General features: G+C 39.9%; 12 protein-coding genes and 1 pseudogene. 5 read left to right on the top strand and 8 right to left on the bottom strand.

Translation table 11 applies throughout. The features are described 5' to 3' along the window. Window positions 1-172: 172 nt before the first annotated feature. Window positions 173-1,267 (bottom strand): acyl-CoA desaturase, encoded by a 1,095-nt coding sequence (locus FTU98_RS09085; protein WP_096900933.1) that lies wholly within the window; start codon window positions 1,265-1,267, stop codon window positions 173-175. 13 nt (window positions 1,268-1,280) lie between these two features. Then, the gene (locus tag FTU98_RS09080; RefSeq protein WP_180051266.1) at window positions 1,281-2,351 is read right to left on the bottom strand and encodes a ferredoxin reductase; all 1,071 of its coding nucleotides are present in this window, start codon (window positions 2,349-2,351) and stop codon (window positions 1,281-1,283) included. 154 nt (window positions 2,352-2,505) lie between these two features. Here FTU98_RS09080 and fabR point away from each other — a divergent pair, with 154 nt between their 5' ends. The 3 genes from fabR to FTU98_RS09065 all read left to right on the top strand — a co-directional run bounded on the left by fabR (window position 2,506) and on the right by FTU98_RS09065 (window position 4,582). Next, window positions 2,506-3,186 (top strand): HTH-type transcriptional repressor FabR, encoded by a 681-nt coding sequence (gene fabR / locus FTU98_RS09075; RefSeq protein WP_171501104.1) that lies wholly within the window; start codon window positions 2,506-2,508, stop codon window positions 3,184-3,186. A gap of 199 nt (window positions 3,187-3,385) precedes the next feature. Beyond that, entirely contained in the window at window positions 3,386-3,754 is a 369-nt protein-coding gene (locus tag FTU98_RS09070; protein WP_154320659.1) for a hypothetical protein, read from the top strand. Between the two features lie 5 nt (window positions 3,755-3,759). After that, a protein-coding gene (locus FTU98_RS09065) for an IS5 family transposase (RefSeq protein WP_180051264.1) occupies window positions 3,760-4,582 on the top strand; the annotation gives its coding sequence in 2 pieces (ribosomal slippage) (window positions 3,760-4,140 and window positions 4,142-4,582; 822 coding nt in all). A 219-nt stretch (window positions 4,583-4,801) separates the two neighbouring features. Here FTU98_RS09065 and rapA read toward each other — a convergent pair. The 5 genes from rapA to FTU98_RS09040 form a co-directional block, all read right to left on the bottom strand. Then, window positions 4,802-7,639, bottom strand: a complete 2,838-nt coding sequence (rapA, locus tag FTU98_RS09060; RefSeq protein WP_179990180.1) for an RNA polymerase-associated protein RapA — start codon at window positions 7,637-7,639, stop codon at window positions 4,802-4,804. Window positions 7,640-7,785: 146 nt separating this feature from the next. Then, window positions 7,786-8,430, bottom strand: coding sequence for an RluA family pseudouridine synthase (locus tag FTU98_RS09055; protein ID WP_004973024.1), 645 nt, complete (start codon window positions 8,428-8,430; stop codon window positions 7,786-7,788). Between the two features lie 486 nt (window positions 8,431-8,916). After that, window positions 8,917-10,218, bottom strand: a complete 1,302-nt coding sequence (gene hemL, locus FTU98_RS09050; protein ID WP_167846092.1) for a glutamate-1-semialdehyde 2,1-aminomutase — start codon at window positions 10,216-10,218, stop codon at window positions 8,917-8,919. Between the two features lie 46 nt (window positions 10,219-10,264). After that, a complete protein-coding gene (gene thiE / locus FTU98_RS09045) occupies window positions 10,265-10,885 on the bottom strand; it encodes a thiamine phosphate synthase (protein ID WP_096900945.1) in 621 nt (206 codons plus the stop codon). A 642-nt stretch (window positions 10,886-11,527) separates the two neighbouring features. Continuing rightward, window positions 11,528-11,917 (bottom strand): Mpo1-like protein, encoded by a 390-nt coding sequence (locus FTU98_RS09040; protein WP_373682974.1) that lies wholly within the window; start codon window positions 11,915-11,917, stop codon window positions 11,528-11,530. A 503-nt stretch (window positions 11,918-12,420) separates the two neighbouring features. Between FTU98_RS09040 and FTU98_RS09035 the strand changes: the two genes are divergently transcribed. Together FTU98_RS09035 and FTU98_RS09030 are read left to right on the top strand one after the other, a co-directional pair. Further along, complete coding sequence (locus FTU98_RS09035) at window positions 12,421-13,887, top strand: CYTH domain-containing protein (RefSeq protein ID WP_096901882.1); 1,467 nt, start codon at window positions 12,421-12,423, stop codon at window positions 13,885-13,887. A 204-nt stretch (window positions 13,888-14,091) separates the two neighbouring features. Further along, the gene (locus FTU98_RS09030; protein ID WP_180051261.1) at window positions 14,092-15,558 is read left to right on the top strand and encodes a CYTH and CHAD domain-containing protein; all 1,467 of its coding nucleotides are present in this window, start codon (window positions 14,092-14,094) and stop codon (window positions 15,556-15,558) included. Window positions 15,559-15,651: 93 nt separating this feature from the next. On the opposite strand, the pseudogene FTU98_RS09025 reads toward FTU98_RS09030, so the two are convergent. Then, a pseudogene (locus FTU98_RS09025) lies at window positions 15,652-15,769 on the bottom strand (IS982 family transposase); the annotation flags it as partial.

Raw genomic sequence — 15,769 nt, 5'->3', positions numbered from 1 at the left:
TTCTCTTAATAAAATAGCTGATGATTCTGCATAAAAATAACGGCTACAACACCTAAAGCAATAAAAAAGGTGACACTTTACAGCATCACCTCTAATTCAAAATAGAAGTATAGTTTTAAACCAAGATCAATCACTTAATCTATTCGTACTAAACAACTCATTTGTAAGTCACTTATTTCTTAAATGGAAAAGCATATTTCACAATACGTTTAAGCACACTGCCGTACTGTTTAACTAAGCTCGCATTGTTGTAGTTCAAGCCATACTTTTCACACACAGCTTGTACTTTTGGAGCCATTTTACGATAGCGACGTGCAGGAATATCTGGATATAAATGGTGTTCAATTTGATGGCTTAAATGTCCTGTCAAAATGTGGAATGCTTCAGAACCTGTAAGATTCGATGAACCACGAATTTGACGCATATACCAGTGACCACGGCTTTCGTTTTGCATCACAGACTTTGGAAATACTTCTACATCCTTCGTAAAGTGACCGCAGAAAATAATGCTGAATGTCCAAATATTACGAATACCATTCGCAACCAAGTTCCCTGTAAACACTGGTAAAGCCGAAGGGCCTGCAATCAATGGAAAGAACACATAATCTTTAAACAATTGTTTTCCAATTTTCTTCTGCATAGGTTGCCATTCTTTTTTGGCTTGGGCTTTGCTTTTACGGCCATTCAAAATTTTACCAATTTCTAAATTCTGAATGGCAACACCCCATTGGAACAGTAAGCAGAAAGGAATACTGTATAAAGGTTGCAATAAATAGCCTGATCTCCAGCGCTGTTCTGGGAACAAACGCACCAAACCATAGCCAATATCATCATCCATACCTTTAATATTGGTATAAGTATGGTGTTTAAAGTTATGGGTTTGACGCCAGTTGTCTGAAGTACCTACCGTATCCCATTCATAACTTGCACCATTGAATTTAGGATCATTCATCCAGTCATACTGACCATGCATGACATTATGACCTAATTCCATGTTTTCCATAATTTTGGCAAAGCCTAACAAGCCTGTACCCAAAACCCATGCTGGCGGGAACCATCCTGCGAACAATAAGGCACGACCTGCCATTGAGCTATAACGAATGGTTGAATAAACACGGCGGATGTATTTAGCATCTTTTTCGCCAATATCATCCAAAACTTCTTGTTTAATGGCGTCTAATTCACGTGCAAGCTCATCTAATTCAAATTGAGTGAGTTCACGGTTTTTAGGATTGCGGAAATATTCTATTTTTACTGGCATATTCATAATCGGAACTCGCTTATAAATCAATAATTAAATCGGTTTGTGCTGAATTGACGCAGATTTTCAATTGGTTATTCGGTTCGCTGTTTTGAACACCATCGACCAAGTTTTTAGTTGAACCTTCAGCTTTGTTACATACACATTTATGGCAAATTCCCATACGACAGCCGTATTTAGGCTTAATATTTTGCTGTTCCAGACTTTCTAAAATGGACTTGCCTTTTGGAATGGTGACAATCTTTTTCGATTGGGTCAGTGTAACTTGTACCAAACCAACATCGTCACTTAACACAGGGGTCATGCTAAAAGCTTCTGTTTTCAGCAAAGCAGCTTGTGCAAATAATTGTTCAACTTGCGTGGTAAAACCCGATGGGCCACATGCAAACACTGCACTTTGCTCAATTTGTGCTAAGTCTTGTAAATGTTCTGCATTTAAACGGCTGTGCGCCAAACTCGGCTCTTGGGTATAAAGCACTTGAAATTTAAAGTTTGGATATTGCTGTGCCCAAGCTTCAAATTGCGCTTTAAATGCTGCATCTGCAAAGGTTTTTACCCAATACATTAAAGTCACTGGAGTGCTACTAAGACGACCAGATTTTGCCATGTCTTGTAGCAAACTATACATTGGTGTGATACCACTACCCGCTGCCAATAGAATTAAAGGCTGGGCTTGTGCAGGCAGTTGCATATCACCATAAGGCGCACCAAACTCTAAAGTATCGCCAACTTTGGCTTGCTCAACCAGCCATGTGCTGACTTTGCCCTGATCAACTTTTTTTACCGTCAATAAAACGTGTTGTGCATCAAGCTGAGTCAAACTATAGGTTCGCTCATAGCGTACGCCCTGAATTGTCACATAAACAGGATGATGCTGCCCTGCTGCGCCAATTTGGAATTTTTTATTGAATTGCAAAGTGAAACTCACCACACCTTGTGCGGCAATATCTTTTTTCACAATTTTGCCGAGTGACTGATTCACCGACCATAATGGATTAATTTTTTGCAACCAGAAATTTGCTGCATAAGGATCTAGTACTGCAGTTGCAATACTGGTTAAGGGAGATTTTCTTTTTTCAGTTAGCTGCATGATTCAGCACCACCCGATGAAATTTTAATTATTATACACATGTATATATATTTGTATATACACCTGTATTGTTTCTAATCATTTCACAAGTACTGGCGCAACCGCTATAATGCCTCTAAGCTTATAAATTATTGAAAATATGACTCAGCCTGCCATGAAAACAAACCATGATGTGACTTTTCCAGAATCTGAAACGGTTCATGAGCCTCTTGTCGTGCGTACGGTTGGGCGTAAAGCTACCATTACCAAACAAGAATTATTTCAGGCAGCATTAAATTTAATTGGCCCACAAAAAAGTATCGCATCTTTAAGTTTACGTGAAGTTGCACGTGAAGCAGGCATCGCACCAAACAGTTTTTATCGTCATTTTAAAGATATTGATGAACTCGCGATTGAACTGATTGATCGTGCAGGTGTGGTGTTGCGTCAAATTCTGCATGAAGCACGTTTAAAAGCATCTAAACAAAACAGTATTATTCGCAGCTCGGTTGAAGTATTTATTGAACAATTAGATACCGATGAAGGCAATTTAAGTCTGCTATTACGTGAAGGTTATACGGGTTCAACCTCTTATAAGCTAGCTGTTGAGCGCCAATTGAATTATTTCCAGCAAGAATTGCAGGATGATTTAATTCGTTTGGAACGTTTGAATAATAGCAAATTGGCGCATCCCGACATTGCAGCCAAAGCCATTACGCAACTGGTGTTTAATATGGGTGCCAAAGTCATTGATATGCCAACTGCAGAGCGCAAAGAAACCGCCGAACAAACCATGATTATGATTCGTATGATTTTAGAAGGTGCGCGTCATTTGGATGAAGGGAAGATTCGATAAACCCAAGTTTATCCCTTCTCTATCAAAGCAGCTTTAACCACATAAATCTGCTTTTTTTTATTTTGGATGCAACCACTTTGCTTATATAGTTTCTGTGTACTGAAAATCAGCACGTCATTTTATGACGCTGAAATTCGACAAGTGATGCTGAGTTTTTATAATCTAAGGATTAATAACAACAAAGCAAAGGCAAATCAATATGCTATTTCTTGATGATACGGCTCAGACTGAACCACAACGCAAGATTACACTCGATTTATCACAAGATGCCGCCACTATACAGCAGCACATTGTCGCGCTCAGTCAAAAATATCAACCTGAACTAATTGTTGCCGAAGGTCTTGAGGCAGATTTTATTTTAGAAAGTTTAACTGAAATTCTGCCACACTGCGGTGGAATTGCGCTCAAACACCCTACCGACAATGTTTCACTCGAAAAACTGCAACATGCCTATCTGCAGCGTGGTAAACAGCGTTTTTATGAGGTGAGAATCATGTTGTTACAGACACATCCTCAATTTAAGTCATTTAGTAGACCTCTTGCGAAAGTAAAAAATGCTTCAATATAGATTTCATGAGATATGAGAAATTAAACCGTTTTTCAGATTCTGAATTTAAGCGCTTGGTTGGTGTACCTCGACCAGTTTTTACTGAAATGGTCGATGTTTTAGAAAAAGCAGAATCACTTAAAAAGAAATCAGGTCGTCCTCATACTTTAGCTATAGAGGATCAATTGTTATTAACGCTCAATTACTTACGCAACTACAGCACTCAACTAGAATTGGCAGCATACTACCATATCGCTGAAAGTAATGTGAATCGAACCATTAAAAAGGTTGAAGATGCTTTGATGAAATCGAGATGTTATACTCTGCCAAAACGAAGTATTACCACAGCAGACGAACACTTTAACTGGGTCATTATTGATGCGACAGAATGTTCAATAGAACGCCCGAAAAAAAAACCAGAGTAAGTTCTACAGTGGTAAAAAGAAGAAACATACACTAAAAACCCAAGTGATCTATCATCCGCAGAGCAAACAAATCATAGGGATCGATGTATCAAATGGCAGTCAGCATGATATTAAACTGGCAAGAAAAACGGTTAAGAAGTTTAAACATTGTGAATATGTTCTGACGGATTTAGGGTACTATGGATTAGAACAAGAGGGGTTTAAGTTATTGATGCCAATCAAGAAAAAGAAGAATTTACCTTTATTTGATGCTGAGAAAAAGTACAATAAAATGCTTGAAAAAATACGAGTTGTGATCGAACACATCAATAGTCAATTGAAAACATTTAGAATATTAAGTGAACGCTATCGAAATAGACGGAAAAGATTCGGTTCACGCATTAACTTAATCGCTGCACTGGTAAACCGAATTAACTTGCAATAACGACTTTCGCAAGAGGTCTAGTGATTTATTTTATATGATGCAACCCGATGACAATTTTGAGGCAGAAGTTGAATATTTGCTTAACACATATTTTCTAATAGGCAATAACAACGCTGACTAAATAACTAAACGGCAAAATAATTCAATAAAATCTCAAAAACAAAGCGCCCGAAGGCGCTTCAACATAGATACAACATATTCAGATTTAAAATCAATCGGTTATGGCTTTACCACCACCATCACCTGAATTGCTTCAGGCGTGACCGACAAACCATCTAATAATGCAACACCTTCTTTTTGCAATTTCTGTAAACGTGTAATTTCATCTTCACGAATACTTGGGTTAAATTGCTTCAAATAGCTTAAACGGTCAATTTCATATTGCCATTTTTTGCTATATACATCTTTAGCTTGTTGCTTAAATTCAGGCAATGCAGCTTTAGCCAACTCCAAAGCCTGTGTATAACGCGCTTCAATCGCGTCACGGCGTGCTTTCACCACTTGACGACAACTGTTGCCATCTAAATGATGTAAATAAGGTTTTAAAATTTCAGGGGCAATTTTTTGCGATAAATCCTGCCCTTTTTCGCTCAATAAGACACGAATGAGTTGCTGTGGCAAGCTTGATGGCAAATTCAGGGCTTTAGGTGCAATGACATCCACTTTGAACCAGACTTCAAGCAACACAGAACCTTGTGGCAAAGCGGCAGATTTTAATACCGCAACGTTGGTGCTACCAAAACCTTGTGTATTGATCATTTCCATCACGCTTTCTGTGAATGGATGCTCTAGGGTCAAATACTGTGCATCTTCACGAATTTGCGCCTGATCCCGATAGAACGTCGCGGTCATGCCTTCTTCGTCTAAGGTCAAACCTTGCACTTGCATTTGATCAGTTGGTTTAATAATCACCGTGCCATTGCTTTGTTCATCGAAGTCAATATTGGTCGATGCCATAAAGCGCTTCATAAACATAGGCAACGTGGTATTGTCGTCGTAATCTTCTAAAGCTTGTACAATTTCCTGCGCCACCACAGGACGGCAAGAGTTGTATTCCAACAAACGATCTCGACCCGCTTGAAGTTCTGCTTCCAAAGCTTCACGCTGCACACTGACTGCTTCCAGTAAATCTTCAAACTGTTGTCCTAAATCTGCAAGTAAGCAGTGTTTTAAATCGACAATAAAGTTTTCCTGCAAGGTTTGTGCAGTGGGTGAAATATTGCTGAAAATATTGAGTGCTTCGTTATACCAACGGAACATACGCTCTTGCGCAGTCCCCACCAAATACGGCACATGAATTTGAATACGGTTTTCTTGACCAATACGGTCTAAACGACCGATACGTTGTTCTAACACGTCGGGATTGGCAGGTAAGTCAAACAAAATCAGGTCTGATGCAAACTGGAAGTTACGCCCTTCTGAACCAATTTCGGAACACAATAAAATTTGTGCACCATAAGAATCTTCTGCGAAATATGCTGCCGCTTGGTCACGTTCTAACAAGCTCATGCCTTCATGGAACATTGCAGTACGAATACCTGCATGTAGGCGCAGCGCATTTTCAAGGGCTTCTACCACAGGGCCGCTACGCGCAATTAAAAGCACTTTTTTATGTTTTAAGTCGCTACGCAAACGCTCCATTAACCACATTACACGCGGGTCAGTTTCCATCCAACTGCCATCGAGCTGTGCTTCTTCTGGCCACATTTGTTCACGTAATTTACCATCTTTAGACCAGTTTTCTGGCGCAGGTAACGGCGCAGGCTGACAATCACGACCTGGGAAACCTTGAATTGCTTCACGGGTATTACGGAACAAAATACGCCCTGTACCATGACGGTCTAATAATTCGTGGATGGCACGGAAACGCTGCTCTGGGTTATCTTCAATGCGATGTCCCAACAAGCCTTCCAGTGCAACCAAATGGCTTTCTTCCAATGCGGCATCTGACATTAAGACTTCGGCAATTTTTGCCGTATGTTGATATTGCGCTTCTTCATCCAAGAAACGGTCGAGCGAGCTAAAACGCTGCGGATCGAGTAAACGTAAACGCGCAAAATGGCTTTCTACACCCAGTTGCTCAGGCGTTGCAGTGAGCAATAACACCCCTGCGGTTTGTTCAGCTAATTCTTCGACCAGATCATAACGGTCATTACCACCTTCTTCTTCGCTCCACATTAAGTGATGCGCTTCATCGACCACCAGCAAATCAAAACCTGCTTCTAGGGCTTGTTCGCGTAAGTCATCGTGGTCAATCATTAAATCGACTGAAGCAATGATGCATTGTTCGGTCAAGAATGGATTCAGGTCAGGATCGTGTTCTTTAATAGATGCCGTACGGGTTAAATCAAACAAAGAGAATTGCAGATTGAAACGGCGACGCATTTCAATCATCCACTGATATTGCAGCGAATCAGGTACCAAAATCAGGATACGTTCCGCACGTCCTGTTTTGAGTTGCTGATGGATGATCAAACCTGCTTCAATGGTTTTACCTAAACCAACTTCATCTGCCAATAAGACACGTGGCGCAAAACGCTTACCGACTTCATGTGCAATATAAAGTTGATGTGGAATCAAACCTACACGCGAACCCACCAAGCCGCGCAGTGGGCTACTTTGCATATTGGCTTGCATCAACAAGGCTTCAATACGCAAGTCGTACCATTCTTTATAGTCAATTTGGCTGGCAAGCAAGCGGTCTAAGGGTTTTGAAAGTTGGATACTTGCACCAATACGGGTTTCATTCAGTGATTTCTTTTCTTCACTGCCATCTTGCAAACGACGCACCACGTTATAACGCAATACGCCATGGCGGTCTTCGACCGATTCAACCGTCCACGCATTGCCTTCTTGGTCTTGAACTTCATCATTTACATTAAAAATGATACGCGATAAAGGTGCGTTATTGCGTGCATAGACACGGGTTTCATCACTTTTAGGGAATAAAATGCTGACCGATCGCTCATCTACATCAATCAGAACACCAAGTCCTAATTCCGTTTCTGTGTCTGATAACCAACGTTGACCAATAGCAAACTGCTGCAATTTTTCCACCTTTATTTAGAAGTTAGGACGTATAAATTTTTGCGCAAAACCTGCTGAGTATTTGAGCAAAAATTCAGGGCGTATAGCAATATATTTTGACATAAAGCGCACTAAAAAGAGAGCCTAAAGCACAGGCTTTGCGTAATCTTTTTCGCTTAAAATGGGACTGGGCAAGTAAACTGTACACGTTGCTCAGTTTGTGGATGCAGAAAACTTAATTCTGCTGCATGTAAACACAAACGAGGCATAAGTTGTTGCTGTTCGGGCGTGGCATACAAAGTATCACCAATAATTGGATGACCTAAATATTGCATGTGTACTCGCAGTTGATGCGAACGACCTGTGATAGGCGTCAGTTGCACACGAGTCACAATTTGCCCCTGCAATTCAAATTGCTCCAATGCACGCCAATGCGTTAACGCAGGTTTGTTATGGGTTGCATCGGCAATGTGTAATGGAGGATGTGCAGGATCATAGACCACAGGCACATCTACAGTGCCTTCACCTTGCAGTTGCCCTGCCACCAATGCCTGATAGGTTTTATCGGTTTGGCGTTCTTGAAACTGACGCGAAATTTGTTTTTGCGCCCATTTCGTGAGTGCAAATACCAAAATACCCGAAGTATCACGATCTAAGCGATGAATCAGCAAAGTGCGCGGCTCAATTTTAACTAGACGACTCATCACACAATCTTGCAAATCTGCTGTTTTACCTGGAACGGTGAGTATGCCAGCGGGTTTATGTATCACCATAAACTCATCGTCACGATGAATCAGGTGTTCGCTTAGAAAATTACTCAATTTCAATTCCGGGCCGATCGTGAAAACAAGGCGGCAATAATAAAAAGCCTGACACAGAATTACAATGCAAAATACATCAATTCCCGATGAATTTTCCGATTTACATTCCTGAATCAGACAATCTGCTGAATTTTAAATCAGCCTGCTTTTAGAAATGTGGGTTTTATAGCATGCAGGAGGCTTTGTTGCATAAATATTTTTTAAGATACTGTTTTAAAGGTTTTTAAAATTTGGATAGAAAAATACAATGAAATCATAGTGCAAGATAGTTGCACAACAAAGCCGTTCTGAAGCTATATCTTTGATGGCGGGAGCAAATGAAGTAATAGGATTCATATTTAGTTTGACCAGGCTATTTTAGTGTTTAACAAGACGCTGATCTAAGCCTTTGATATTAAATTGAAGAGTATGTCTTCAATTTAACCTAAAGCATAGATATTTTGGAGATATCTATGCCTTTTAGGACAGTGTTAAGCAGAGGTCAAATTACGCCTTCATTTCCGCAAATGTTTCTTTTGCAGCTTGAATGGTGTAGGCAATATCTTCATCACTATGCGCAGATGAAATAAAGCCTGCTTCAAAAGCAGATGGCGCCAAGTTCACACCACGTTGCAACATTCCGTGGAAGAATTTACGGAAAGCATCGACATCGCAATTCAGCATAGAATCAAAACTGGTGATGTCATCTTGGTCAGTAAAATACAAACCAAACATAGCACCGACTTGTTGCGTCTTGAACGGGATACCTGCTTCATCTGCCGCAGCTTGTAAGCCTGCCAACAATTTTTCCAGTTGCGCAGTTAAATTTTCATAAAAACCTTCGGCACGTAAATGTTTAAACATTTCAATGCCCGCACGCATCGCCAACGGGTTACCAGACAAAGTACCTGCTTGATACACCTTACCTAATGGCGCAATACATTCCATGATTTCGCGTTTACCACCAAATGCACCTACTGGTAAGCCAGCACCAATAATTTTACCGAGTGTGGTCAAGTCTGGTTTAACATTATAATGCGCCTGAGCACCGCCTAAGCCAACACGGAAACCTGTCATTACTTCATCAATAATAAAGACTGAGCCGCGTTCATCGCAGACATCACGAATTGCTTGCAGGAAACCATCAATTGGTTTAACCAAGTTCATGTTGCCCGCAACTGGCTCAACAATCACCCCTGCAATTTCAGCACCAAACTTTGTAAAACATTCTTTTAAGGTGGTGATATCGTTATACGGTAAAGTCAGCGTATGTTTAGCAAAATCGGCAGGAACACCCGCAGAAGTCGCTTCACCTTCACCACTGGTTAAAAGTCCAGAGCCTGCTTTGACCAACAGCGAATCTGAGTGTCCATGATAGCAACCTTCAAATTTGACGATTTTGTCACGACCTGTATAACCACGCGCCAAACGAATTGCGGTCATGGTGGCTTCTGTACCTGAGTTGGTCATGCGAACCAACTCAATTGAAGGCATAATTTCGCAAATAATATCGGCCAAAGTCGTTTCATGCACCGTTGGCGCACCAAAACTCAAACCATCTTCAGCTGCAGCTTGCACCGCCTGAATAATAGCAGGATGGGCATGACCTAAAATCATTGGTCCCCAAGAACCTACATAGTCGACATAGCGTTTGCCATCGACATCGTACAAATAAGCACCTTTGGCTTTTTCAATAAATACAGGGGTTCCGCCTACCCCGTTAAATGCGCGTACAGGTGAATTGACCCCACCTGGAATATGCTTATTGGCTTGTTTAAACAATTGTTCTTGCTTTGGAGATAAGCTCATGGAGGCACTCAACTCAAAAAATAAAATAAAAAATTAGCTGTCTGCTTTAAGTGTCTGCTTTGAAAAGTGCAGACCAATCATAAACACGCTGTGCAACAGTATGCATCGGACGTCTTAATATATCACTAATCACTGCACATAAATCGGCACCTGCTTCAATGACAGGCTGACTGTTTTCAACAGTTAAACCACCAATCGCGCAAATTGGCACATTGAGTTGTTGCTTCGCCAGTGTGAGCGTGTCTAATGTAAGTGTACTTGCCTCAGGTTTAGTTTCAGTTGCATAGACTGCACCAAAAGCCACGTAGTTTGCACCATCGGCAATGGCTTGCTCTGCCAATTCAATCGAGTTATTACAACTGCGACCAATCAATACATCTTGTGGTAAACGTGCAACCGCTTCAACAATAGAGCCATCTTCTTGACCCAAATGTACGCCAACACCATATTTCACTGCAGTTTCAAGATCATCATTAATCACAAATGGCACTTTGTATTGATCACACATCGATTTCATATATTCAATTTCGTATGCCTGCTGAGCTTGAGGCACATTTTTACGGCGATATTGCAACACCGCGACTTCATAAGTTGCCATCGCCCCTTCTAATTTTGCCAAAAGCAGTTCGATAGGATCATCATTGGTAATCAAATATAAACCGCGCATAATCTCAGCCACAAATAATACAAGGTCTGTATTATTACACATTCAGGCGGCATGTGTCAGAACCTCAGGCTCAACAAGTTTTTTTATATAGGCTCTATAAGCTTCTATTTTGTTTGGGTTTTATTGAGTCAAAAACTTAAAAATACCAAATTCTAGTGATAGCGCTAAAAGATAGATTTAGCTTTAATTGAACTGCGCAAAACAAGAACTGCAACCAGTTCAATAAGATATGGATTTTAAAATCCATACGGGTGACTACAGCGAATAACGACATATTTAGGTCGCCCATTTAGACACATGATCATTTGTGCCAGAGCGCATGTGGGGATGCGACAAATGATCATGTGTCTATATTTTTTCATGCCGCTCTATCAGTAACCTGCTTGCTCTATATCCTTGCTTAAAGATGAATGATTTCTGATTTAACACCATTCTGAATATAATTTTTCACATAAAAAAAGCCTAGAGAAAGGTCACTCTAGGCTTGGAAAGTCACAAACTTTTATCAATAAATTTGATGACACATTATTAGAATATTCACTCTATCATTTCAACAAAAAATTAATTTTATTTGTACATTTTTTATGAAAATAATCACATATCGTTTAGTTTTTGCCTAAACGGTATAACTAAGCGCTCAATTCAACTTGGAATTTTATCTTTAGCACGATCTTGCAAACTTAAATGACCACGCAAAACATCGGCAAACATCCGCCAGTCTGAAATAAAACTATACACAGGCTGTTTAAAACTGGCAGGTTTATTTTTTTCAAAAACAAAGTGCCCGACCCATGCACAAGCATAGCCTGCCAGCAAACCATAGAGTACATATTTGGCTTTTTTATGGCGTATGGCTTTACTCACACAATATAAACCGATACTACTGCCAACAACGTGCAAACGACGGCTCATAATGTTGCGGTGTTCAGTTAAATAAAAGCGATAAAATGTTGAATAATCCTGAATTGGCAATTCAAACTTGGGATCTGGTGTCGGCTCAAATTCGGGGTTTAATGCTGCGTTCATGTTCATCATCCTGATGTTTATAGGTTTGAATTATTTTTGCTACGCTCAACGACACTTTAAACTAAGCCAAAAAAAAACCAAACTCAAGGGTCTGTTGACACTTCGTCTATGTTTGCGACAACGCATATTTTTCAGCTGATATAAGGCATGAGACAGGAAATTTAGTCGTTCTAAATAACTGACTCATAACGCAATAGCAGCAAAAAATATGCTTGTCCTGAAAGGCTGTGGCTAAAACTTTCTCAGATTGCGTTATGAAACTTGGCAATAGTCTCGCTATTCCTTACGTTTCATGCCTGATCTGCTCAGTTTTAGCCTACAGCGCAAGCCATTTAGGAAATGCCAACAGACCCTAAAAAAGCCAAGGTCAAGTCTTACTTCTTGGCATATTTTGGTTACAATCAAACGCACTTTTGCAAAACCTTCGTTCTGCAATTTTCACACATTCATAATACCAATTTGTTTGCCGCTGCTTTGGCGCAACATGCTTTACGTTCAGGATATTTTTCATGGTCGAAGTTGAATTAAAATTTCAAATTCCAGTCGCACGTCGTACTGCACTACTCAAAACTTTAGACCCGAAAAAATCGACTCAAATTCCATTAAAAGCACGCTATTTTGATACATCTACGCACAGCTTGGCGCATCATGGCATGGCGTTAAGACTGCGTTTAGAAGGTGAGCAATGGGTACAAACTTTAAAAGCGGCAGGTCAAAGTCATTTTCATAGTTTTGAACATAACCATCCACTTGCGCCAACTGAAAATCCAGATACTCCACCACAACTTGATCTGCAAATTTATCAAAGTATTCCCGAAGCACAACAATTGCTAAATCAAGCTTTGGGACAAAATTGGGATCAGTTGCAACTACAATTTGAAACCGATATTCAACGTACCTCACGACTAATGACCGTTGAAGATACTGACATTGAAATCAGTTTAGATGTTGGTCACATTCGTTGTGCAGATGCTGAAGTTGAAGTACATGAAGTTGAGTTTGAACTGAAACAAGGTTCAATTCAGCAATTGCTGGCTTTTAGTTTTGAATGGGTGAAAAAATTTCATTTATGGCTGGATGTGCGCAATAAAGCAGAAATTGGACATTTGCTTTCTGTGCAGCAAAAAGTCAGCCCTGCGGCTCAGAGCAAAGAATTTCAATTCAGTAAAAAAGACCATGCCGACCAAAATTTACGCCTGTTAATTGCACAACAATTACAGCATTTATTGCCCAATATTGCCGCAATTTCTGCTCAAGTTGCCGAACAAAGTCATATTGATCAGGCGCAGTTCGCTTTGCAACATTTACAACTAACACTATCCTTATTTAAAGATTGGTCGAAGCATTTAGGCGATAAATGGGCCATGCAAATTGCAGCATTTAAACAACATTTTGATCACCTGCAGCATTTGGAACACATGCAAGCCACACTCGGCGCATTTTTACAGAACCCGACGACTGCAGAGAACCTAAAAAAAGATACCTTGTACGCCCAAGAAAAATTGGTCAATTTAGTCCGTTCAACGCAAAATGTGCATCACTATTTAGAATTATTGATGTTTAGTTTAGCCGCGAGCGATCACTCAGGTTTAGACTTAAAAACTGCCGCACAAAACACGTTGCAACAGCAATATAAGCAGTTACATGAACAATTACAGCACAGTGATATTCACGATTTTGAAAGTTTAGATCAACTGGCTTTGCGTATTCAGGAACTAAAATTTAGCTTCCCCATTTTGACGCATATTTATGATGTCAAAAATTTGCAGAAATATAGTAAAGCTTTGAATGATGCACAGCTTGCAGCACAGGAATATCAAGTGTTGGCATCTTCTGCAGCATACATTCAACAAACTGAATTGGAAGCGAGCGACTGGTTTGTTTTAGGTTGGCTCACTGCAAAACAGGAAGTGTATGCACAGCGTTTATTGGAAGCGACAGAACAATTTATGGTGAGCCGTAAATTCTTAAAATAAGTATCCTTAACATCCTCAAAGCACACGCTAAAAATACTGCAATACAACGGCAGCCTTTTGAATATTCCTTCGGCTGCTTTGAATTAAAAACTGAATACAAATTATTTTCTTTTTCAAGCTTTTGTTCACAGCTCTCCCCTTGTTCATTTATAGATTTACACTATAGTTAATAGAACGTATCTTTTTTCATCGAGGGAATTCCCGATGTCTGAAATAGAGTTGAAATTTCAAATTCCACATAATTATCGTGCGGCATTCGAAATAGCATTTAAAAAGAACAAACTAGTTCAACAACAACATTTATGGGCTAAATATTATGATAGTCCTGACCAGCACTTAGCCAAACAACGCATTGCCCTGCGTCAGCGTTTAGAGGGAGATATTTGGCGACAAACTTTAAAAGCGCCTAGTCCACAACATTATGAACGCTTTGAGCTTGAACATGAGTTAGGACATGATGCGCCTGAATTGTGTGATTTGGCATGTTATGAAAATCATAAACAAGCTCGGAAGATTTTAAAAAAGGCTTTGGATGGTTCAAAAGTCAATTTAACTCTGCAGTTTGAAACCGATGTTTTACGCTACAGTCAATTGGCACATTATAAAAACAGCCAAATTGAAGTTGCTTTTGATTTAGGTGAAATCCGACAAGGTAAAAATTCGATTGAAATTTACGAAGTTGAGTTTGAACTGAAACAAGGTGAAATTGCAGATTTAATTGCCTATATTCAGCCGTGGATTAAAAAATATCATTTATGGCTCGACACACGTAGTAAATCGCAGCGTGGCAATATGCTGTATAACAATGAAACCATGATTCCTGTACAGCAGCAAAGTGCTTTACAATTGCAACACCCCGAAAATATGCATGAGTTGTTGACACAAATTACTCAGAATTGTTTGGCACACTTGCTACCCAATGCAGCTGCGATTGCCAGTCAAGATTATGCCAGTGGGCATGTGCATCAAGCGCGTGTTGCCATTCGACGTTTACGCAGTGCCTTAAAAATTTTTGCTGAATATGATGCGTTGGCAAATAACAATTGGGAAAGTCAATTGGCGACACTTTTTCAGCAGTTAGGTTCGACCCGCGATCAAGATGCTTTGCGCGAAAGTCTGATTCCGCAACTTGAAAATGCAGGCTCACCTATTACCGAACTACCACCTGCAGCATCTGAAAACATTGCGATTGATGCAATTTTCCGCTCACCAACCACAACCTTATTACTGTTACAACTTATGAGTTTTGCACATTCGGCTGCGATTGCAGATGCAGAATCAAAACCATTCAAAAAAGTATTACGTAAACGCTTGCAGAAAATGCATCAACAAATTTGTGATGATACAGGTCATTTCCAAACCTTGGATGTGGAATCTAAACACCGCACGCGTAAGCGTGTAAAACGTTTACGCTATACCGTGGAGTTTGTGAGTAGTTTATTTGCAGAAGATGACGTCAAAACGTATTTAAAAACCCTAAAACCATTACAGGAAACTTTAGGGCATTTTAATGATTTAATGGTGGCACAAGGTCTATATGAAAGCCATGCTCAAACTGAACCGAAAACATGGTTTGTATTGGGTTGGATTGCGTCGGAAGAACGTCATATTTCCATACAGATTGAACAGGATTTACAGCAGTTTGCTGAAAGTCAGCCTTTTTGGTCGTAGTTGAAGTTTGATCATCAATCAATGATCACATTTAAGCTCAACAGGGATTCATTTCATGTTGAGCTTATTTTTTATATCTTAGATTAACCCCAGTTACGGATAAGCCAAAGATTTAATCACATGAATTTTAGGCTTATTCTTTTGGCAAAGTTGATACGCACATAGTGAAGAAAATACGCCTGCTAAAAAACCAGCAATCGAACGATGTTTA

Origin of the sequence: Acinetobacter sp. YH12211, assembly GCF_013418015.1 — a bacterium.
Lineage (GTDB): Bacteria > Pseudomonadota > Gammaproteobacteria > Pseudomonadales > Moraxellaceae > Acinetobacter > Acinetobacter towneri.
This window is presented reverse-complemented; position numbering and strand designations above follow the sequence as displayed.